At 71.7% G+C, this 21,150-nt stretch carries 13 protein-coding genes; 9 read left to right on the forward strand and 4 right to left on the reverse strand.

The features are described 5' to 3' along the window. The first annotated feature begins 159 nt into the window (after positions 1-159). The 3 genes from modA (at position 160) to BCL76_RS13845 (ending at position 4,471) form a co-directional block, all read left to right on the forward strand. Positions 160-1,002, forward strand: coding sequence for a molybdate ABC transporter substrate-binding protein (gene modA / locus BCL76_RS13835; protein WP_109779772.1), 843 nt, complete (start codon positions 160-162; stop codon positions 1,000-1,002). After that, on the forward strand, positions 999-2,924 hold the full coding sequence (locus BCL76_RS13840) for an ABC transporter permease (RefSeq protein ID WP_109779773.1): 1,926 nt from the start codon (positions 999-1,001) through the stop codon (positions 2,922-2,924). Before modA ends, BCL76_RS13840 begins: the two co-directional genes overlap by 4 nt. 530 nt (positions 2,925-3,454) lie before the next feature. Next, a complete protein-coding gene (locus tag BCL76_RS13845; RefSeq protein ID WP_258309630.1) occupies positions 3,455-4,471 on the forward strand; it encodes a methyltransferase domain-containing protein in 1,017 nt (338 codons plus the stop codon). Between the two features lie 16 nt (positions 4,472-4,487). Here the strand turns inward: BCL76_RS13845 and BCL76_RS38940 are convergent, their stop codons facing one another. Further along, positions 4,488-5,984, reverse strand: coding sequence for a DUF6056 family protein (locus tag BCL76_RS38940; RefSeq protein ID WP_181382541.1), 1,497 nt, complete (start codon positions 5,982-5,984; stop codon positions 4,488-4,490). A gap of 394 nt (positions 5,985-6,378) precedes the next feature. Here BCL76_RS38940 and BCL76_RS13855 point away from each other — a divergent pair, with 394 nt between their 5' ends. Continuing rightward, the gene (locus tag BCL76_RS13855; protein ID WP_109779774.1) at positions 6,379-7,857 is read left to right on the forward strand and encodes a glycoside hydrolase family 15; all 1,479 of its coding nucleotides are present in this window, start codon (positions 6,379-6,381) and stop codon (positions 7,855-7,857) included. A gap of 11 nt (positions 7,858-7,868) precedes the next feature. Here the strand turns inward: BCL76_RS13855 and BCL76_RS13860 are convergent, their stop codons facing one another. Further along, entirely contained in the window at positions 7,869-8,366 is a 498-nt protein-coding gene (locus BCL76_RS13860) for a hypothetical protein (protein WP_146228374.1), read from the reverse strand. Between the two features lie 120 nt (positions 8,367-8,486). Further along, a complete protein-coding gene (locus BCL76_RS13865; RefSeq protein WP_109779776.1) occupies positions 8,487-10,628 on the reverse strand; it encodes a PIG-L family deacetylase in 2,142 nt (713 codons plus the stop codon). Between the two features lie 479 nt (positions 10,629-11,107). Here BCL76_RS13865 and BCL76_RS13870 point away from each other — a divergent pair, with 479 nt between their 5' ends. Next, positions 11,108-12,082, forward strand: coding sequence for a hypothetical protein (locus BCL76_RS13870; protein ID WP_109779777.1), 975 nt, complete (start codon positions 11,108-11,110; stop codon positions 12,080-12,082). A gap of 112 nt (positions 12,083-12,194) precedes the next feature. Here BCL76_RS13870 and sbnA read toward each other — a convergent pair whose 3' ends face one another. After that, positions 12,195-13,178 (reverse strand): 2,3-diaminopropionate biosynthesis protein SbnA, encoded by a 984-nt coding sequence (gene sbnA / locus BCL76_RS13875; RefSeq protein ID WP_109779938.1) that lies wholly within the window; start codon positions 13,176-13,178, stop codon positions 12,195-12,197. Between the two features lie 448 nt (positions 13,179-13,626). On the opposite strand from sbnA, the gene BCL76_RS13880 reads away from it, so the two are divergent. From BCL76_RS13880 to sbnB, 4 genes are all read left to right on the forward strand, one after another. After that, positions 13,627-16,218: a Pls/PosA family non-ribosomal peptide synthetase gene (locus BCL76_RS13880; protein ID WP_181382542.1), complete on the forward strand. Its 2,592-nt coding sequence runs from the start codon at positions 13,627-13,629 to the stop codon at positions 16,216-16,218. A gap of 95 nt (positions 16,219-16,313) precedes the next feature. Continuing rightward, a complete protein-coding gene (locus tag BCL76_RS13885) occupies positions 16,314-18,833 on the forward strand; it encodes a non-ribosomal peptide synthetase (protein ID WP_109779779.1) in 2,520 nt (839 codons plus the stop codon). Between the two features lie 141 nt (positions 18,834-18,974). Then, a complete protein-coding gene (locus BCL76_RS13890) occupies positions 18,975-19,937 on the forward strand; it encodes a TauD/TfdA family dioxygenase (RefSeq protein ID WP_375137913.1) in 963 nt (320 codons plus the stop codon). Between the two features lie 32 nt (positions 19,938-19,969). Continuing rightward, the gene (gene sbnB, locus BCL76_RS13895) at positions 19,970-21,073 is read left to right on the forward strand and encodes a 2,3-diaminopropionate biosynthesis protein SbnB (protein ID WP_258309632.1); all 1,104 of its coding nucleotides are present in this window, start codon (positions 19,970-19,972) and stop codon (positions 21,071-21,073) included. The last annotated feature ends 77 nt before the right edge of the window (positions 21,074-21,150 follow it).

Genomic DNA, 21,150 nt, shown 5'->3' on the forward strand with positions numbered 1-21,150 from the left:
GACCCGGTTGGCCGAATCTTCACCTCCGCGGACCCGGGGATACGAATTGCAGATGCGGGCCTGTCGATGCTCCATTGGCAGCAAATGCAGCATCGTTTCGGTATCCCGTGCCGTGCGTGCGTAGGATATGGAGAACCGGACCGGAGGACCTATCCCGCCATGCGCTTCCTTCAGCACGTCCGACAGCGTCGGGCGGCCGCCGGCCTCCTCGGCGGCGCGCTCCTCGTTCCCGTCCTGGCCGCCTGCGGCGGTGGCAGCACCGGCACCACCGCGGCCGCCGCGCCGACCGTCTCCGCGTCGAACACCGCATCCGCGTCCGCGTCGAGCTCCGTACCGGCCGCGAACCTGACGGTGCTCGCCGCCGCCTCCCTCACCGACGTGTTCAAGACCATGGGCGCGCAGTACGCGAAGGCGCACCCCGGTACGAAGGTCACGTTCTCCTTCGCCGGCTCGCAGGAGTTGGCCGCGCAGGTCAGACAGGGGGCTCCGGCCGATGCCCTGGTCACCGCCGACACCAAGACGATGGACGGCCTCAAGGTCGAAACCGGAACGCCGACCGTGATCGCGACGAACGAGCTCGTGATCGCCACCGCGCCGGGGAATCCGCACAAGATCGACTCTCTGAAGGACCTGTCCGACCCGAATCTGAAGGTCGTCCTGGCCGCTCCGGAGGTCCCCGCCGGGCGCTACAGCCAGGAGATCCTCGACAAGCAGAACATCACCGTCGAGCCGGTCTCGCTGGAGCCGAACGTACGGGCCGTGCTGTCCAAGGTGGAACTGGGTGAGGCGGACGCCGGCCTCGTCTACAAGACGGACACGACCGCCGCCAAGGGGAAGGTCGGCTCGGTCGCGATCCCGCCCGACCAGAACGCCATCGCCTCCTACCCGGCCGCCACGCTGAAGGCCACCAAGAACCCCGCCACCGCGGACGCCTTCGTCCAGTGGCTGTCGTCGCCGGAGGCTCGGAAGACCCTCCAGGAAGCCGGCTTCCAGCAGCCGTGACCGCACGCCGCGCCGCCGGGCCCCGCCCGCCGATCCTGCTGGCCCGGCCCGCGTTCCTGGCGATCGCGTTCCTGATGCTCCCGCTGGTCGGGATCCTGGTCCGCACCCGGTGGGGCGAGCTCCGCGAGCACCTGACCACGCCCGGCTCCCTGGAGGCCCTGCGGCTCTCCCTCGTCGTCTCCTTCTGGGCGCTGGGCCTCAGCCTGGTCCTCGGGGTACCCCTGGCCTGGCTGCTGGCCCGGATCGACTTCCGCGGGAAGACCGTCGTCCGGTCCCTGGTTCTGCTGCCGATGGTGCTGCCTCCGACGGTGGGAGGCGTCGCGCTGCTGCTCGGCTTCGGCCGGCGCGGTCTGCTGGGCCCCTTCCTGGACGACACCTTCGGGATCACCCTGCCCTTCCACACCTCGGGCGCCGTCGTGGCGGCCACCTTCGTGGCGATGCCGTTCCTCGTCATCAGCCTCGAAGGGGCCCTGGGCGGGCTACGACCCGGCTACGAGGAGACCGCGGCCTCCCTCGGCGCCACCCCGCTGCGGGTCTTCTTCACCGTCACCCTGCCGATGGTGGCCCCCGGCCTGATCGCCGGAGCCGCCCTCACCTGGGCCCGGGCGCTCGGCGAGTTCGGGGCCACGATCACCTTCGCCGGCAACCTGCCCGGCGTCACCCAGACGCTCCCGCTCCAGGTCTACCTGCTGCTCCAGGACGACCCCGAGGCCGCGACCTCGCTCTCCCTCCTCCTGCTCGTCGTGGCGATGGCGGTCCTGGTCGCCCTGCGCGGCCGCTGGACCTCCGGCCACGCCGTACGCGACACCCGTCACGCCACCCCCACCGAGGACCCGGTCGCCCGGGCCCCGGAGCCGGACCCGGTCGCCGGGTCCGCGCCCGCCGGCCGCTGGTCCCTGCACGCCGAGGTCACCGGCTTCAACGAGCTCACCCTCGACGCCGAACCCGGCACCACCATCGCCGTGGTCGGCGAGAACGGCGCCGGCAAGACCACCCTGCTGCGCGCCCTCCTCGGCCTCACCCCGCGCGCCCACGCCGCACTGCGACTCGGCGGCGACGATGTGACACGTCTGCCGCCGCACCGGCGGGGTGTGGCCTGGGTACCGCAGGACGGCGCCCTGTTCCCGCACCTGACCGCGCTCGGCAACACCGCCTACGGCCTGCGCGCGCAGGGCACGAGCCGCGCCGAGGCCCGCTCCCGGGCGCGCCTGTGGCTCGACCGGCTCGGGGTCGGCCACCTCGCGGAGCGGAAACCCGCGCAGCTGTCGGGGGGTCAGGCCCAACGGGTGGCGCTGGCCCGGGCGCTGGCCGCACAACCCCGGCTGCTGCTCCTGGACGAGCCCCTGGCCGCGCTCGACCAGACCACCCGGGCCCGGGTACGACACACCCTGCGCACCCACCTGGCCGGCTTCGGCGGGGTCTGCCTCATCGTCACCCACGATCCCGTCGAGGCGGTGTCCCTGGCCGACCGGGTCCTCGTACTGGCCCACGGCCGCGCCCTGCAGGACGCACCGCCCTCGGAGGTCGCGCGCAATCCCCGCTCCCCGTGGGTCGCCCGCATGCTCGGCCGCAACGCGTGGCCGGGAACGACCACGGTGGACGGGCTCAAGCTGGTCGCCGGCGGGTCCGTCGTGGTGGCGGAACCCGTGGCGGAGGGCTCCGAGGCGCTGGCCATCGTCGCGCCCGAGGCCGTCTCGCTCCATCGCGAGCAGCCGTCCGGCAGTCCCCGCAACGTATGGCCGGGCACGGTCCGCGAGATCACCGCGGCCGGCAGCCGACTCCGGGTCCTCGTCACCTCGCAGGCCGCCGCCGATGTCGTCTCCGAGATCACCCCTCAGGCGGCCGCCGAGCTGGCGATCGCCGACGGCGCCGCGGTGTGGTGCAGCGTCAAGGCCACCGAGATCACCCTCGTACCCCTGTGATCAACCCGATGAGCACACGCCATGAGAACGTGGCACAGAATCCCGCATCTGCCACCCACTATGGCGCATTCGCCTGGCGGATGATTAACTGACGCCAGGCAGGCCGTTTCGACCTGCCTCCGTGTCCACGCCAGTCGCCCTGCCGGGTCGACATCGGCCGACCGACACGTACACCGGCCCCGTGACGGTCGAGCGGCTCTCGCCGCCATGGGGAGCACCGGCAAAAGAGGCCCCTGCATGCCGATCGCGGTGTTCGGCACGTGGGGGCCTCTTTGCGCTCGGGGCCACTCCGTCTCACGGAACGGAGCGCATCTGGCATATACAACCTCCCTGTGGGCATGCTTGCGCAGATACAGCGGGATAAAGCCACACCGGCTCGAATGTAAGGACTGAGGTATGGCGGTCGTCGTCATGCAGCACGCGGCCGGGCAGGCTCCTCCCGCCGTGAGCAGGGTGCTCGCCGCGGCGGGTCTGACCTCCCGGACCGTCCCGCTCGCAGGCGATGCCGACCGTCCGCCGACCTCGCCGGGGTGGAGGGCCTGATCGTCCTGGGCGCCGCCGATCCGACCCTCCTACGGGAAGCCCTCGCCGCGGAGGTGCCCGTACTGGCCCTGGAGCCCGGTACCCGGCTGCTGGTACGGGCGGCGGGCGCCGCCCCGGGAGCCCGGCTCGACACCGCCCCCGAGCGCCCACCGGTGGAGCTCACCCGGGCCGCCGGCTCCGACCCCCTGTTCGCCGGGGCCACCCGACCCTCCCCCGAGCTCCGACCGGCCCGCGAGCCCCTGGAACTACCCGCCGACGCCGTGGTCCTGGCCTCCTGCGACGGGTACCCGGAGCAGGCGTTCCGGATCGGTGCCAGCGCGTGGGGCGTCCGCTTCCTGCCGCAGGAGTTCCCCCTGGACCCCTGGGGCGAGCAGCTCCTGGGCCGGTTCGCCACCCTCGTCGCGGCCCGCGCCGAACACACCGCGACCCGGGCCTTCTTCACCCGCCGGGCCGACGCCTGGGAGGAGCGGTTCGCCTACCAGACCCCCGCGTACGAGGCCGCGATCGCCCGGCTGCGGCTGGCACCCGGCGGGCGCGCGATGGACCTCGGCTGCGGCACCGGACGGGCCATGCCCGCGCTCCGGGCCCAGGTCGGGCCCGACGGCCACGTGCTCGGCGTCGACCTCACCCCGGCCATGCTGAGCGCCGCCGCCCGGCACGGCCGAACCCGCCACGGGCACCTCCTCGCCGCCGACTGCGCCCGGCTTCCGCTGGCCGCCGCGTCCGTGGACGGCATCTTCTCGGCGGGGCTGCTCGACCACCTCCCGGATCCGGCCGCCGCCCTGCGCGAATGGGCCCGCGTCACCGCGGCCGACGGTGTCCTGCTGCTCTTCCACCCCTCGGGCCGCGCGGAACGCGCCGCTCGGCACGGCCGCCCCCTCGACCCCGACGACCTCCTCGCCGAGGGCAACCTGCGCCGAGCGCTCAGGACCACCGGCTGGCACCTGGACGAGTACGAGGACGGGGCCGATCACTTCGTGGCGCGTGCGGTGCCGCGCCGCTGAACCGTCGGGCCCGCGCTCAGAGGCGGTGGATCCGCTCGATGCCGTACCAACTGGAGACACAGGCCGCGACCCAGTCACGCCGGTAGTCGGAGGTGAAGAAGGGTTCGGCCAGGCTCCCGATGTAGATCGGCTGGTACCCGAGGTCGGTGGCACCCCTCGCGGCCTCGGTCCGGATGCGGGAGTTCTGGGCGTCCCAGGCCACCGAGCGGGTGACCGTGGCGGTGGTGAGTTCCTTGACGCTCGGGACGAGCACGGCCAGCGAGGCCAGCGTCAGTCCGGCCGCGACCACGATGCCGGCGGGCAGGGCCACGGCGACCCCGCGGCGCGCCAGGAACCGGCGGGCCCACACCCCCAGCAGGGCTCCGTAGGCACAGAGCGCCAGTTCCATCGGTACGAGGTAGTTCGTCCAGGTGCGGGCGTACGTCCATCCGGTCGGTCCGTAGCCGCTGCGCAGCCCCAGCACCACCGCGAACGATCCCAGCACCACCACGAGCACCGGCAGCAGCAGGAGGGCGACCAGCATCGGGCGCGGGACCGCCCGGCCGGACTCCCGCTTCCCGGGCGCGGGCACGCGCGCCGCGAGCCCGGCGCCCAGGCCCAGCAGGAGACCGACGGCGGCGGCCCCGAGGTAGGCCCACTGGCCGGTGACGGTGTCCCACATGCGCAGCCAGTCCTCGAAGGTGCCCCGGAGTTCGCCCGCGGAGAGCATGGACTCCTTGGCCGGCTGTTGGGCACGGCGCCACCGCGCGCCGGGGGACGTGGTGAGCACGATCAGTCCGCAGGCGACCCCGGCGCACCAGAGCAGGCACCAGGTGAACGGATGCCAGGTCCGCGCCAACCCCAGGCGGGGCACGGCCAGCAGTCCCACACAGGCCGCGAGGAGGCCGCTGACGAGGGAGAACGACTCGCTCAGCGTGCCGATCGCGAACCCGATCAGGAAGGCCGCGGCGAAGCCGCCCGCGCGGACGCCGGCCCGGGGCTGCCGGACGGTCCAGATGCCCAGCAGGAGCGCCCACACCCCGATGACGCTCGGAATGGTGTGGGAGATGGTGGCCGGTGCCCACAACAGGACCTGGTAGCTGCGTGTACCGGCGAAGTAGATCAGGGCCTGGACGGCCAGGGCGGCGGCGAGCAGGAGCAGCACCGGGGGTTTCACGCCGAGGCACCGCAGGAACTGGACCCCGAGCAGCACCAGGCCGACGGTGAGGGCGACGGCGATGACGGTCGGCAGGATCTTCACCCCGGCGAGTCCGTCGCCGTAGACGATGCCGCTCAGGAAGGCGTTGGTGATCCGGCCGTTCTGGGTGGAGTAGAAGTCGTGCGTGATGCCGAGGACGCCCATGTCGCGGGACTTCCAGGCGGCGCACCAGTCGTCCGAGGTGGGTCGCACGTAGAGGCCGAGGAAGCAGCCGACGGCGATCAGGGCGCCGGCCGCCGCCACGAGGGTGCCGCCCGCGACCGGCAGGAGTCTGCGGACGAACCGGCGATTCCCCTCGGTCGAAGCAGTGGTCATCCACCTGTCCTTCGTAGTGAAGTGCGGCCGGTCCGACGTCCGACGCCCGTGGGTGACGACGGTGCGGCGGCCGGTTCCGGTCCCACCAATCTGCACGGTCCGCCGCCCACCGGCATCCGAGGAGGCGCCGCCCGGACCGGGCCGGCGGCCCTCCTGCCGTGTGCCACGGGCGCGTTCGCCCCTGCCACGGGCGGCCGGTCGTTGCTCCGTCCGTTGCTCCGGCCGTTGCTCCGCGCGCCGTTCCGCCCGCTGTTCCGTGGGGGAACGCGGGGCCGGTCGCCGACCGTCCGCTCGGGTCACCCGGGCGGCGGGCATGTCGTGGCGGGCTCCGCACCGCAGGCACACGATGGAAGCTCCGGGGGGCACACACGGAAGCCCGACAGAAGGAGTGGCGATGCCTGCTGCCCCGCTCGTCCGCTGGGCGGCCGTCGCGGCGGCCCTCGCGAGCGTCGCCCTCCCGGTGTGTGTCGCGGGGAGCTCCGCCGGCCGGCGCTCCGAGGGCGAGCTGCCGGTGTTCTTCGTCCGGCCTCTCGGACACCAGAGCCACGGCGATGCCGAGGGCCGCTACGCGCCCCTGTCGATGCTCGTCGCCCCCACCGTCGGGCTCCTCTCCAACACCACCGCCGCCGAGGGCGTCCCACCCGCCCTCGCCGGGGGCGCGCGGTACGTCGAGCGGAGCCACGTACTGCGGATGCTGTCGGGCCGGTGGCGGTACCTCCCCGCCGGGCGGACCGCGTCGGTCGTGGTGGCCCCGGAGGATCCGACGGCCCGACTGCAGATCGCCGAGAGCCGTGCCTGGCTGGCGGCCGGCCGGGTGCCCGGCGGCTCGGCGGCCCGGCGCGCGGCGGCCGAGCGGGCCCTGCTGGCCATGCGCGCCCTGCTGCGGCCGAACGGAGCCATGGCCGCCGGCTGGTCCCCGGGCTGGATGTACTCCTGGCCGCGTGACTCCAGCTTCGCCTCCGCCGCTTTCGCGCACACCGGCCACGATGCCGAGGCCTACCGGATCCTGCGCTACAGCGCCGCGACGCAGCGCGCGGACGGCACCTGGGAGGCACGGACGGAACTCGACGGGTCCGGGCCGCCCGACGGCAGGCGGTGGCAGCTCGACGCCAACGGCTGGGTCCCCTGGGCCACCTGGCAGTGGTACCGCACGGCGCCTCCCGCCACCCGCGTAGCCCGGCTGACCGCGCTCTACCCGATGATCCGCAAGGCGGCCGACCACGCGGCGGCCTCGCTCGGGGCGGACGGCCTGCCCCCGGCCTCCCCGGACTACTGGGAGGTGATGACGACCACCACCAACATCGGGACGGCGGCCCCGCTGCTCGCCGGGCTCAACGCCGCCGCGGACCTCGCCGACGAGCTGGACCGGCCGCAGGACACGGCCCGCTGGTCCGGCGCCGCCCGGCGGCTCTCCACCGGGATCACCCGGAGGTTCGCCGCGCTCGGCTATCAGCGCACCGTCGACGGGCAGCACGGACGGGACAGCGCGGTGGCCTTCATGGCGCCCCCGTTCAACACGGCCCCGGCCGACCTGCCCCGGGCGCTGGACACCACGTACAAGGCGCTGCTCCTGCCCAACGGGGGGCTCACCCCGGGAAACGATCCGACGGCGCCCTGGGGTGCGAACGCCTGGACCCCCAGCACCTCGTTCTTCGCCCTCGCCTGGGCGGCCACGGGGAGGGGGCCGAAGGCCGGGCCGGTCCTGGACTGGGTCCTCGCCAAGCGGAACCCGCTCGGGGAACTGCCCGAGAAGGTGGACCGGGCGGGCCGGCCCTCTTCGGTCGCGCCCCTGGCCTGGACGGGCTCGATCGTCGTCCTGACCCTGGTGGCCCTCGACGGCGGGGCGCTCGCCGCACCACCCCCGAGGTCGTAGCCCCGCAGCCGTCAGACCGGATCCGTTCCGTCACCGGGCGGCGGGGCGGTGCGCAGGCGCTCCAGTTCGGCCAGGAGGCGCTGGTACGCGAGCTTCTCGGCCGCCACCGCACGCGCGAGGCGGAGATCGCCGGGGTCCTGCCGCGACCGGGCCTCCCGCGCGGCGGCGACTCGCAGTTCCCTCGCCCGGTCCAGTTCGTCCATCGCCGCGACGGCTGCGCCGTCGAGCAGCTTGTGGTCCAGGACCTGCGCGAACGCCCGCTCGGCCGGTGCCATGAGCTGGTCGAGGTCCTGAGCGCAGCTCTCCGGGGTCTCCGCCGGGCCACAGGCCTCGTCGAGATCGCGGGAGAGCGATCTGAGGGTCTTTGCGAGTTCCGGGTACCCCCGGTCGGGCGCGGTGTCGTTGCCGCATCCGGCCAACAGGGCCGTGCAGGCGGCGACGGCGGCCACGGCGCGCGTCGTCGCGGCGCGCGCGCACACGCGTCGGCACAAGTGGAGAGGAGGGGTCATGGAAGCCCCGATCGCCCGTCGGTCCGCGTGCGGCCGCTCCGGCTGCGCGAGGTGCTCGGCTGCCATCCTCACCCGCCCCGCTCCCCGCTGCCACTCGGCGGACCGGGGCCGAGGCCCAGGTCAGCGCGGGGGTTGTGCCCCGGCGACGGCCGAGCCCGGGCGGCCGGCCTGCGCGAGTGTCCACGGCTGGACCGCCCGGTGCCACGGGGCGGGGGTCCGGCTGCCGGCCGGTTCGGCGCCGCTCGCGGGGACCGTCGTGATGACGTGCAGATCGGCGTCCAGACCGAGCGCCGCCGCGACGGCCGTGCCGGCCGCTTCGGCCACTGCGGCCGGGGCGCCCGTGTACAGCATCTGGGACTCCTGCCAGGGCTGCGGACCGTCGGTGGCCGCGACGCCGATCGTGCCCGCGCCCGCCCGGCCGGCGAGGAGGTCGCCCGCTATGCCCACGGCGCCGTAGCCGCCGAGACCGCCGGCCTCGGCGACCGGGGAGAACTCCGGCGCGGGCCCGCCCGCGCGGGCCAGGCTGGTGGCGACGGTGCCGATGCCGGGCCGGCGGAAGAACAGCCGGACGCCGTCGCCCTCCGGGCGCACGGAGAGGGCTCCGGTCGTCTGGGGCAGGGCGGTCGGTACGGGGCCGCCGAACGGCGCGTCCGGCGCCGGCTGGACCCAGGCCAGTACGGACCCGGCCGTGGCCGCGTACACGTGGCGGCGCCCCGACGCGTCGGTCGCGGTGACCGGATCGCCCTGGAGGCCGGAGCCGCCCAGCGTCCGCCAGTCGCCGAAGTCGCCGCCCGGGGTCTCCTGCGCCCTGGCGCGCAGCGTCCGCCGGGAGTCGCGGACGTACACGGTCATCCGGCCCTCGTCGTCGACGGCGACGGAGGGGCCGCTGATCGCCGAGGTGCCGGACCTGTCGACGGTGTCCGGGGTGCCCAGCGACCGCCACGGGCCGAACCCGCCGTCGACCGCGCCCTGGACGGCGTAGACGATCTCCCTGCCGTACTCCTGGGGCGTCGCGCCCAGGGTGGTGCGGGTGGCGAACACGCCGATCCTGCCGTCCCAGAGGCGGACGGCCGCCACCCCGGAGTCGATGCCCTCGCCGGGCAGGAACTCGGGGCCCTGCCAGAGGGCCTGCGGGCCGCTGCGCGACCAGTACGCCATCCGGCCGTCCAGCGCGGCGAAGGCCCACAGCCGTCCGGACACGCCCTCGGTCATCCAGGAGGTGCCGTCGCCACGGCTGTAGCGGATGGTCTGGTTCCAGCCGGCGCCGGTGGGGCGGGTCGCGGTCTTGCGGTCGCCGCAGCCGGCGGTGCTGCCGCACCAGTCCTGGTGGTCGGTCCAGGCGTAGGTCTTGAGGTAGCCGAGCTTCTCCTCGGCCGTCTGCGGGTCGAGGGTCGGGGGCAGTGAGCTGTTCGGGTAGCTCACGTAGTTCTGGACCGAGAAGTGCGGACGGTCGGTGGTCCTGGCGTAGCGCTCGGCGGCGGCCTGCACGAAGCGGGCGCCGTACACGTGGTCCTGGTGGTCGAGGAACGCGCCGCCGCCGTCCGCCCGGCCGGGGGTCGGGTCCTGCGTCCGTATCGTCGTCGGCCGGTACTGCTCGAACACGCCCGCTATGGCGGCCACGGCCTGGTCCTTGGTGTAGGAGAACCAGTCCTTGACCGGCGTCCCGGAGGTCAGCTGGGCTCCCAGGGTGGGGGTCCGGCCGTCCCACAGGCCACGCAGGCTCTCCGGGTTGTCCCCGGAGATGCTGCGGGCCTCGCGCAGCTCCATCCACACAAGGTTGACCTCGGGGCGGGCGACCAGGACGTCCACCTCGGCGCTGCCGCCGCCGGCGGTGGGTACGGCCTTGCGCTGCCAGGCGCTCGCACGGTCCCCGGTGGCCATCTGCGCGTAGGCGGCGCGTATGCCGTTCTGCCGGGCCTCCGCGTAGGCGGCGCGGTCGGCGGGACCGGCGGCGTCCTGGAGGTGCGGGCTGTGGGCCTCGTTCCTGCCGTCGGACTCGCCGGACGTCAGGTAGACGGTGGTGACCTTGATGCCGGTCGATATGGAGCGGCTGAGGTCGGGGTTCATGAAGAAGAGGTCGTCGTCGGGGTGCGCGACGACCTGGAGGGCGGAGCCCTCGGTCACGCTCGCGGCGATCACCGCCGCGGGGGCCGGCTGCGGGCGCTCGGTGTCGTGTTCGTAGGCCCAGGCCGTCACGCCGGCGGTGCCGACGGAGAACGCGGCGAGCAGGGCCGCGAGTCGGGTGCGGCGGGCCAGGGACATGTACAGCGCCTTGAGGGTCGGTCCGGTGCGGCGATCCGCCTGGGAGGTCGAGCGGTGTCCCGATGGCTCCAGTGCTTCCGGAGACGACCGGGGCCGATTATGTCCCGCACGTGGGGGGCTGACACACCATCAAGTCACTTATGACCGCAAAGGGAGTTGTGAGAGAAACGCTGCTTTTTGTCCTATTTGTTGATACTTGCGCGGTTGACGCGGAAAACAGGCCGGAACCGGCGTATGTGCTGGCCACGTGCGGGTTGCGTGGGATCGGCACGACCGCCGAGCGGATCGACCTCTTCGCCACCGACCCCCACAAGTGGCGCATTCCACACCCCTGGCCGACCACCGGCAGCAGTGACGCAGCTCTCACCGGCGGGCGGCCGACGAGGCGACCCCCCAGGGGCCGGGCACCCGGTCCACCCCGGCATTAACCTGGACACAAGCGACCGAAAAGGCAGAAACCGATGCCAATGAAGCGCGTCATGGGCTTGCGCCCGCACAGGTCGATCCCCACCATCGCCACCGTCGTCACCGTGACCGCCGTGTGCCTGCTGTCCGGAGCCGCCGATCCCGGCGCGAAAGCCACCGCATGCCCCACCGCGCCGTCGGACAGTTTCTGGCACGCTCCCGTGGACGCACTACCCGTACACCCGAAGTCCGACCGATACATCGCCTCGATCGGTGCCACCGAGCCCCTTCATCCGGATTTCGGATCGGGTCTCGTGGAGGGCCGGCCTTTCGGTATCCCCATCACCGTCTCGCAGACCACGGTGCCGGAATCGAAGGTGTCCCTGGACTACGCCGACGAGAGCGACCGGTCCGGCTACCGGATCCCGCCGGACGCCAGGGTCGAGAACGGTCCGGCGAGCGAGGGGGACCGGCACGTCGTCGTCTGGGACAAGGCCCTGTGCAAGTCCTACGAGCTCTTCGACGCCGAACGGCAGGGCGGTAACGCCTGGCACGCCGGCTCGGGAGCGATCTTCGACCTGCGGTCCAACGCCTTGCGACCCGACGGGTGGACCTCCGCCGATGCCGCCGGCCTCGCCATCCTCCCCGGCCTGGCGCGCTACGAGGAGGCGGCCGGCGGGCGGATCGACCACGCGATCCGTATCACCGTGCCGCGCTCCGACCGGAGCTATGTCTGGCCCGCGAGGCACCAGGCCGGCTCGGCGGCCGACAGCTCGCTGCCGCCGATGGGGCTGCGGCTGCGCCTCAAGAGCTCGGTGGACACCTCGGGGCTGGCCCCGCAGGCCAAGGCCGTGGCCGACGCGCTGAAGAAGTACGGCGCCATCGTCGCGGACAACGGCTCGCCCTGGTACATCACCGGCGAGGAGAACGCCGGTTGGGACAACGCCCAGCTCGACGGGCTCAAGGCCTTCAAGGGATCCGACTTCGAGGCGGTCGACGCGTCCGGACTCCAGCAGACACCGGACTCCGGAGCCGTCGCCCCGCAGTGACCCCCTCCCCCTCCTCGCTCTCCCCTTCCCCTCTCTCCCCTTCCCCGCTCCCTCTTCCCCACTCCCCCCTGCTGCCGCCTCGGCCTGGTGCGGACCGCAGGCGCGGCTGGGGTCAGACGGTCGGGCCGGTGACGGCGACCGCGCGGGGCTGCAGCGCGTCCCCTCCGTACAGATCTTGCACCCAGTTGGTCTGGTAGACGGTTTCGAGGTATCGCTCACCCAGGTCAGGGGCGATGGCGACGGCGGTCACCGGCTCTTCCCGTTGCGCCAGCCATTGGGTCGCGCCGCTGACCACCGTGCCGGTCGAGCCGCCGAAGACGAAGCCGTGCCGGGCGAGCCGGTGGCACGTGCGGATGGTGTCGAGTTCATTGACGTGCACCACCTCGTCGACGTACGAGGTGTCGAGCAGCGGGGGGCGGATGCTGGTGCCGAGGCCGGGGATCATGCGGCGGCTGGGCGTGTGTCCGAACGTGGTGGAACCTTCGGTATCGATCGCGACGATCCTGACCCGGCGGTGCCGGGCGCGGAAGTAGCGAGCGCACCCCATGAGGGTTCCTGTGGTGCCGGCTCCGACGAAGAGGACGTCGAGGTCGGGGAAGGCACGGGCGATGGCCGGCGCGGTGGTGCGGTAGTGGGCCATGTGGTTGTTGGGGTTGGCGTACTGGTTGAGCCATACGTAACGGTCGTCGGAGGCACACAACGCCCGGACGTGGTCGATCCGTGCGCCGAGCAGGCCGCCGACGGGGGCGGGGTCGGTGACGATGTGGATCTGGCTTCCGAGGGCTTCCATGAGCAACCGGGCCGACAAGTTGCAGCGGGAATCGGTCACGCACACGAACCGGTAGCCCTTGCTGGCCGCGATCACGCTCAGGGCCACGCCGAGGTTGCCGGAAGAGGATTCGACCAGGATCGAATCAGGGGTGAGCAGGCCATCGCGTTCGGCCGCCTCGACCATTGCCGTCGCGGCTTTGAGTTTGACGGACCCGGCGAAGTTGAATCCCTCGCATTTGAGGAACAGCTGGTGCCCGGTGATCGCCTCGAGGTCGATGTAGAGGTCTTCCTGATTGTATTCCTGAGGGGTTGATATGACCGTCACGGTCGCCTCCTTGAATGCGCTCACGGCGACGTTCACTGCCACTGGCCCGTGCGGGAGCGACTCGGGAAAGGCCTCGCACATGGTGAGCCTTTCGGGACTCCTCCAGTACGCGGGCTGCCCCCTTTTCTGTCACGCCACTGAATTTCGGGGCTTGACATTCGACGGGGTCGCCAGGCCGACCGCTTTCGCCGCACCCCGAGGGTCGGCTTAACGCGATGAGTGCGTGGCGTCAAGCTACGAGATTCAGTGGCGTGACGGGTCCGTGCCGATGCCCCGTACTGGAGGGGATGCACCACGAAATTCACCCGCAGGCTCATGGCCTTTCGCGGACGCAGGACGACGACTCACCCACCCGCACCAGCGACGGTCGAAACCGAAGCGTTTCCGCCCCGCGGGAGCGGCAGTGAAAACGATCGATGCCGAGAGGCATCCCGACCGCGGAGCTCACATGCTGAGGAATTCCATCGATGCCCGGACAGCCGGTCCGCCCGACAATCCGGCACCACCCGCCGGTGGTCCCGCCAGTGGTCCCGCCGGCGGGCCGGACGCCGAGGCCGCACGGCTCCTGGCAGAGGTGCTGGCAGAAGTGCTGGCCGATGTCGTGGGCGTGGAACACGTGTCGGGCGACAGCAACTTCTTCGACGATCTGGGCGCCGATTCGATGGTGATGGCGCGGTTCTGCGCCCGGGCCAGGAAGCGCGCGCAATTGCCGCCGGTGTCGATGAAGGACGTCTATCGGCATCCCACGGTCGACGGCCTGGCCGCCGCCCTCACCGCTGCCGTGCCCGCCACTGCCCCCACGGCCGCGCCGGCGGCCGGCCAGGTATCCGTTTCCCCGCCCGTGCCGGCGTCGACGCCGGTAGCCGCTTCCGCGCGCCGGACCGTGAAGCGCGCGGGCACCGGGCAGTACCTGCTCTGCGCAGTGCTGCAGTTCTCGCTGTTCCTCGGCTACTCGTACCTCGCCGCCCTGGCCGTCGTCCGAGGCCTCCAGTGGGTCGGCGCCGGCACGGGTGTGCTCGACGTCTACCTCCGCTCCGTGACGGCGGGCGGCGCGGGCTTCGCCGGACTGTGCCTGGTGCCGGTCGCGGCGAAGTGGACCCTCATAGGCCGTTTCACGCCCCGCGAGTTCCCCGTCTGGAGCCTCGGCTACGTGCGCTGGTGGCTGGTCAAGACCTTGATCCGGACGAGCCCCGCCCGGCTGTTCGTCGCGTCGCCCCTGTACGTGGTGTACCTCAGGGCGCTGGGCGCGCGCATCGGCCGCAACGTCGCGATCTTCTCCACGCACCTACCCGCCTGCCCTGATCTGCTCACGATCGGTGACGGAACGGTGATCCGTAAGGATGCGCTCCTCTCCTGCTACCGGGCACACGACGGTCTCATCCAGACCGGCCCCGTCACCCTCGGCAGGGACGTCCTCGTCAGCGAACAGACCGTGCTCGACATCCACACCTCGATGGGCGATCGGTCCCAGCTCGGGCACGCCTCCAGCCTGCACGCCGGCCAGACCGTCCCCGCCGGTGAGCGCCGCCACGGGTCGCCCGCCGAACCCACCGGCACGGATTTCCGTACGACCGCCGCCGCCGAGTGCTCCACCACCCGGAAGATCCACTACAGCATCGGGCAGCTGCTCGCCCTGCTGCTGGTGTACCTGCCGCTGACCACCGGAGGCGTCACCCTGCTGCTGGCCGCCCTGCCGGAGCTGAACACACCGCGTGGGGGCGTGACGTCCGCGTTCACCAGCGGGACGTTCTACCGGGATGCGCTGGCCGCGTCGTTCGTCCTGTTCTTCGGCGCGGCCGTCGCCGGGCTCCTCGTCCAGGGCACGGTGCCGCGCCTGCTCGGTCCGGCGGTCAAGCCGGACACGGACTATCCGCTCTACGGCTTCCACTACGGTCTGCAGCGGGCGATCACGTTCCTGACCAACAGGAAGTTCTTCACGGCGCTGTTCGGAGACAGCTCCGCGATCGTCCACTACCTGCGCTATCTCGGCTACGACCTGTCCCGTGTCGCACAGACCGGTTCGAACTTCGGTACCGAGGTGAAGCACGACAGCCCGTTCTTGAGCTCGGTGGGCACCAGGACGATGGTCGCCGACGGCCTGTCACTCATCAACGCGGAATTCTCCAACACGTCATTCCGGCTGTCCCGGGTCACGCTCGGAGCCCACAGCTTCCTCGGCAACCGCATCGCCTATCCCGCGCGGGCCAGGACGGGTGACAACTGTCTGCTGGCGACCAAGGTGATGGTCCCCATCGACGGAGAGGTACGCGAGAACACGGGTCTGCTGGGATCGCCTCCCTTCGCCATTCCGCGCACGGTGATGAGGGACACCCGGTTCCAGGACCTGGAGAGCGAAGGCGAGTTGCACCGTCACCTGGCGGCCAAGAACCGGCACAACGCCGTCACGGCAGGGCTGTACCTGGCGGCGCGCTGGATCCATGTCTTCGCCATGACCCTTCTCGCACTGGGTGCCAAAGCCCTGTACCCCACGCTGGGCGCTTCGGCGATCGCGCTGGACGCCGTCCTCTCACTGCTGTTCACCGTCGTCTACTTCGCGCTGATCGAACGGGCGACCACGGGATTCAAGGCCCAGGAACCGGTGTACTGCTCGATCTACGAGTCGTCCTTCTGGCGGCACGAACGCTTCTGGAAGATCGCGTCGATCGACTACGCACAGGTCTTCGACGGAACCCCGTTCAAGAACGTCGTCTGGCGGTTGCTGGGTGCGCGGATCGGCAAGCGGCTCTTCGACGACGGCTGCTCCCTGCCGGAGCGCACGCTCGTCGCCATCGGGGACGACTGCACGTTGAACGCGGGCACCGTCGTCCAGTGCCACTCGCAGGAGGACGGCGCCTTCAAGTCCGACCGCACGGTCATCGGTGACGGCTGCACCCTCGGGGTCGGCGCGTTCGTCCACTACGGCGTGACGTTGGCAGACCGCGTCCAACTCGCCTGCGACTCCTTCCTCATGAAGGGCGAGGAGGTCCCGCGCGGGGCCGTCTGGGGCGGAAACCCGGCCCGGCCACTCGGCGAGGTCTGACCACGGTCCGACACCCATCTCATCTCATCCCATCCCATCCCATCCGACCACCATCCCGCCCTCATCCCCATCGGTACGAACACGGAGAGATCCTCATGGCACTCGACGCATCCCCCGGTAGAGAGTTCTGGCACGGCGTCCTCGCCGCCGGCAGCGGCTTCACCCCCCTCCCGCGCTGGACCCGGGTACCGGTCGCCGGCGTGGCCGAGTACGAGGCAGCGATCCCGTCGGCCCGAGCGGTGGCACTGCGCCGACTGGCGGACGACCTGATGGTGCCGCTGGACCGCGTGCTGCTGACCGCGCACGCGAAGGTACTGGCCGCGCTGAGTGGCGAGCAGGAGGTCACCACCGGCTATGTCGCCGTTGCCGGAGACCGGCCGCTGCCGTGCACGCTGACGATCGGCCCCGGCTCGTGGCGGACCCTGTTGGGGCGCACCCACCGCACCGTCACGCAACTGCTGGCGCACCAGGACTTCCCGCTTGACGACCTCAGGCGCGAACTCGGCCTGGTCGAACCGCCTTTCGAGACCGTGCTGGACCCGACCGGCGCGGACGTCCGCACGGCCGCCGACAGCGCGTTGTGGGTGGGCATCACCCCTCACGAGGACGGACGGCTGATGCTGCGGCTGCGCCACCGTACCGACGTCCTCGACGCGGACTGCGCCGCCCGGATCGCTGGATATCACCTCGCCGCGCTCACGTCGATGGTCGCCGACCCCGATGCCGACCATGCGGTGCGAAGCCTGCTGTCGGAGGAGGAGGTCCGTTTCCAGGTCCACGGGCTTGCCGGACCGCGCCGCGAACTGCCCGAGCGCCGTGTGCACAAGCTGTTCGAGCAACGGGTACGGCGGCACCCGGACGACGTCGCCGCCCAGTACGGCGACCGTGAGTGGACCTACCAGGAGCTCAACACCCGGGCCAACCAGCTGGCCCGCGCTCTGCGGGCCCAGGGGCTGCACCGTGAAGGGGTGGTGGCGGTGGCCATGGAGCGGAACCTGGACTGGTTGGCCGCAGTCCTGGCCGTCTTCAAGGCCGGCGGTGTCTACCTGCCCATCGAGCCGCACCTGCCGGCCGAACGGATCAAGGCCATGCTGGCCCGTGCCGGATGCGATCTCGTCGTCACACAGCCGGCCACCGTCGCCGCCGGCGCCTCCCTCCGGGAGGCCCTCGCCTCCCGGCCCACGGTCCGGACGCTGTTCGTCGACACCGCTGACGACCAGGAGCGTTCCGGCGCCGACCTCGGGATCGACGTCGCGCCCGACCAACTGGCCTACATCTACTTCACCTCCGGTTCGACGGGCGAACCCAAGGGCGCGATGTGCGAACACCAGGGCATGCTCAACCACCTCTACGCCAAGATCGACGACCTCGAGATCGGCGAAGGGCAGGTGGTCGCCCAGACCGCGCCCCAGTGCTTCGACATTTCACTGTGGCAACTGCTCGCCGCGCTGCTGGTCGGCGGGCGGACCCTGCTGATCGAGCAGGAAACCATCCTCGACGCCGCCCGGTTCGTCGACACCGTCTCCCGCGGCCGGGTCACCGTGCTGCAGGTCGTCCCCTCCTACCTCGACGTCGTCGTGTCCCATCTCGAACAGCACCCCCGGGCGTTGCCCGACCTGCGGTTCGTGTCGGTCACGGGCGAACCGCTGAAGCGGGAACTCGCGCAGCGCTGGTTCGCCGCCCAGCCCCACATCAGGCTCGTCAACGCCTACGGGCTGACCGAGACCAGCGACGACACCAACCACGAGGTCATGGACCGCGCACCGCAGGGCGACCGGGTCCCGCTGGGCCCGCCCGTCAACAACGTGCACCTCTACGTCGTCGACGAGCACCTCCGCCCGGTGCCGCTCGGCGCGCCCGGGGTGATCGCCTTCTCCGGGGTGTGCGTGGGCCGTGGCTACGTCAACGCCCCCGAACTCACCCTGCCCACCTACCTCGCCGACCCGCACCGTGCGGGCAGCCGCCTGTACCGCAGCGGCGATGTCGGCCGCTGGCTGCCCGACGGCAAGCTGGAATTCCTCGGCCGCCGCGACAACCAGGTCAAGATCCGCGGATTCCGCATCGAGATCGGCGAGATCGAAAGCACCCTCCTCCGGGCGCCCGGGGTGCGCGACAGCGCTGTGGTGGTCTACGAACGGCCCGACCGCAGCAGCCATCTGGTGGCCTTCTACACCGCTTCGCAGCCGCTCGGAACCGACGTCCTGCTGGACCGGCTGGGCGCGTCGCTACCGGCGTACATGATCCCCTCGGCCGTCCACTGGCGGGAAAGCCTCCCGCTGACCGCCAACAGCAAGGTCGACCGGAAGGCCCTGACCGCTCTGGCCGCGCAACTGGACACCGTCGAGGACGGGGTCCAAGGTCCGCGTACGGCCGCCGAACTGCGGCTGGCGGCGGCGTGGGCGACGGTGCTCGGCATTGCGCAGGACCGGATCGACCGGCGTGACAACTTCTTCGACCGGGGCGGCACCTCGCTGTCGGCCGTGAGGCTCGCCGTCGCCCTGGACCGTGCCGTGTCCCCGGCGGACGTCAACCGTCACCCGGTCCTCACCGATCTGGCCCGCTTCCTGGACTCCGCGTCCCACCGATCCCCCACCGCACAACCGGCCTCGACCTGACCGCCGCACTCCCCCTCCCCCGACACCACCGAATGGACAACGACCATGTCTTTCACCACTCCCGCCCCGACCGCCCCGACGAGCTTCGTCCCCACGACGGGTATGACGGCCGGACCCGTGTCCGGGATCATGCCTGGGCCCATGCCCGGGTCCCGAATGGACCTGCAGCCCGGCAAAACCCCGGTGCTGCACGCCCCGGCCCCCGCGCCCGCGGATCCGGCGGCCTGGGCGGCCGAACACCGGCACACCCTGCGCGACCTCGTCACCGCGTACGGCGCCGTCCTCGTACGTGGGCTGGAGCTGTCCGACAGCGCGCAGGTCGGTGCGGTCTTCGCCGACCTGGCCCCCACCCTGATGCCCGACACGGAAGCCTTCGCCCCCCGCGAGGCGTACGGCCCCGGCGTGTACTCCTCGACCGCGTGGCCGGCCAACCAGCCCATGTGCATGCACCACGAGCTCAGCTACACCCACAGCCCACCCGGTCTCCTGCTCCTGGCCTGCCTGACGGCACCCGTCACGGGCGGAGCCACGGCCCTCGCGGACTCGGCCGCCGTCCTGGACGCGCTGCCGCCGGAACTCGTCCAGCGGTTCGAAGAGGAGGGCTGGCTGCTCACCCGTACTTATGGTGAGGACATCGGCGCCTCCTGGGCCGAGGCGTTCGGCACCGAGGACCGTGCCGCCGTCGAGGAGTACTGCCGCGCCCACGCGATCGAGTCCGCCTGGCAGGACGACGGCAGTCTGCGCACCCGCCAGCGTCGCCCCGCCGTGGTGCGTCATCCGGTCACCGGCCGACGCTGCTGGTTCAACCAGATCGCGTTCCTCAACGAATGGACCCTGGAGCCCGAGGTGCGGGAGTACCTCATCGATGTGTACGGCGCCGACGCCCTGCCGTTCAACACCCGCTTCGGAGGCGGCGACCCGATCGGCGAGGACGTCGTCGAGCTGATCAACACGGTCTACACCGAGCTCACCATCCGCGAGCCGTGGCAGTCCGGCGATCTGATGCTCATCGACAACATCCGCACCGCCCACAGCAGGGAACCGTTCGAGCCGCCGCGCGAGATTCTCGTCGCCATGGCCGCCCCCGAAGCGAGCACGCGATGAACGTGTCCCGTTCCACGACCGAGGAGTCCGCCATGACCGACCCGACCACCATCGCCACGGCCACGGCCACGGCGACGACGCCGTCGCCGTCGCCGTCGCCGTCGCCGATCACCGTGCCCCCGTTCGCAGTGATCCCCGGCGCCCAGGTCCAGCACATCCTTCAGGGCCGGGAACGGCAGATCGTGGAGCTGGTCGAGGACACCTACCGTCTGCACGCCGCGGGGCAGTCGGTGAACCCGCCGTCGTACTTCCTGCGCTTCCCCGACCGCCCGACCGCCCGCATCATCGCGCTGCCCGCGTCGATCGGCGGACAGGCGCGGGTCGACGGCATCAAGTGGATCTCCAGCTTCCCCGACAACGTGCAGGCAGGCCTCCCGCGGGCGTCGGCGGTGCTGATCCTCAACGACCACGACACCGGCTACCCGTTCGCCTGCCTGGAGAGCTCCATCATCAGCGCCACCCGCACGGCCGCGATGGCCGCATCTGCGGCCCACACGCTCATCCGGGCCCGTGGGACCCGTCCGAGACGCATCGGATTCTTCGGAACAGGTCTGATCGCCCGGTACGTCCACACGTTCCTGACCGCGACCGGTTGGTCCTTCGACGAGATCGGTGTGCACGACACCAGTGCCGACAGCGCGGCCGGCTTCGAAAGCTACCTGCGCTCCACCCACGACGCCACCACCCGCATCACCGTGCACGACAGCCCCGAGCAGCTGATCCGTTCGGGCGACCTGGTCGTCTTCGCCACCATCGCCGGTCGGCCGCACGTCCCGGACCCGGCATGGTTCGACCACAACCCCTTGGTCCTGCACGTGTCACTGCGTGACCTCGCGCCCGAGATCATCCTCGCCTCGACCAACATCGTGGACGACGTCGAGCACTGCCTCAAGGCCGACACCTCTCCCCACCTGGCCGAACAGCTCACCGGAAACCGGGACTTCCTCGCCGGCACGCTGCACGACGTCATGGCCGGCCGCGCGGCACTCCCGGCGGACCGACCGGTCGTGTTCTCGCCCTTCGGCCTGGGCGTGCTCGACCTCGCCATCGGCAAACACGTCTACGACGCGGTGACCGACGCCGGGCAACTGCACGTCATCGACGACTTCTTCCACGAACTGCGCCGATACGGATGAGCGGTCCGACGGACGGGGGCGGGTGGCTCTCAGGTATGAGTTCCGGGACCGCTCCGAGGAGTGATGACGGTGAGTCA

This window comes from Streptomyces sp. CG 926, assembly GCF_003148825.1.
In the GTDB taxonomy this organism is placed as follows: Bacteria; Actinomycetota; Actinomycetes; order Streptomycetales; family Streptomycetaceae; genus Streptomyces.

What these genes read in the sequence shown, in the direction of transcription:
- modA (WP_109779772.1), top strand. Translation starts at nt 160, where the DNA reads ATGCGCTTCCTTCAGCACGTCCGACAGCGTCGGGCGGCCGCCGGCCTC.
- BCL76_RS38940 (WP_181382541.1), bottom strand. Translation starts at nt 5,984, where the DNA reads ATGACCACTGCTTCGACCGAGGGGAATCGCCGGTTCGTCCGCAGACTC.
- BCL76_RS13855 (WP_109779774.1), top strand. Translation starts at nt 6,379, where the DNA reads ATGCCTGCTGCCCCGCTCGTCCGCTGGGCGGCCGTCGCGGCGGCCCTC.
- BCL76_RS13860 (WP_146228374.1), bottom strand. Translation starts at nt 8,366, where the DNA reads ATGACCCCTCCTCTCCACTTGTGCCGACGCGTGTGCGCGCGCGCCGCG.
- BCL76_RS13865 (WP_109779776.1), bottom strand. Translation starts at nt 10,628, where the DNA reads ATGTCCCTGGCCCGCCGCACCCGACTCGCGGCCCTGCTCGCCGCGTTC.
- BCL76_RS13870 (WP_109779777.1), top strand. Translation starts at nt 11,108, where the DNA reads ATGGGCTTGCGCCCGCACAGGTCGATCCCCACCATCGCCACCGTCGTC.
- BCL76_RS13880 (WP_181382542.1), top strand. Translation starts at nt 13,627, where the DNA reads ATGCTGAGGAATTCCATCGATGCCCGGACAGCCGGTCCGCCCGACAAT.
- BCL76_RS13885 (WP_109779779.1), top strand. Translation starts at nt 16,314, where the DNA reads ATGGCACTCGACGCATCCCCCGGTAGAGAGTTCTGGCACGGCGTCCTC.
- BCL76_RS13890 (WP_375137913.1), top strand. Translation starts at nt 18,975, where the DNA reads ATGCCCGGGTCCCGAATGGACCTGCAGCCCGGCAAAACCCCGGTGCTG.
- sbnB (WP_258309632.1), top strand. Translation starts at nt 19,970, where the DNA reads ATGACCGACCCGACCACCATCGCCACGGCCACGGCCACGGCGACGACG.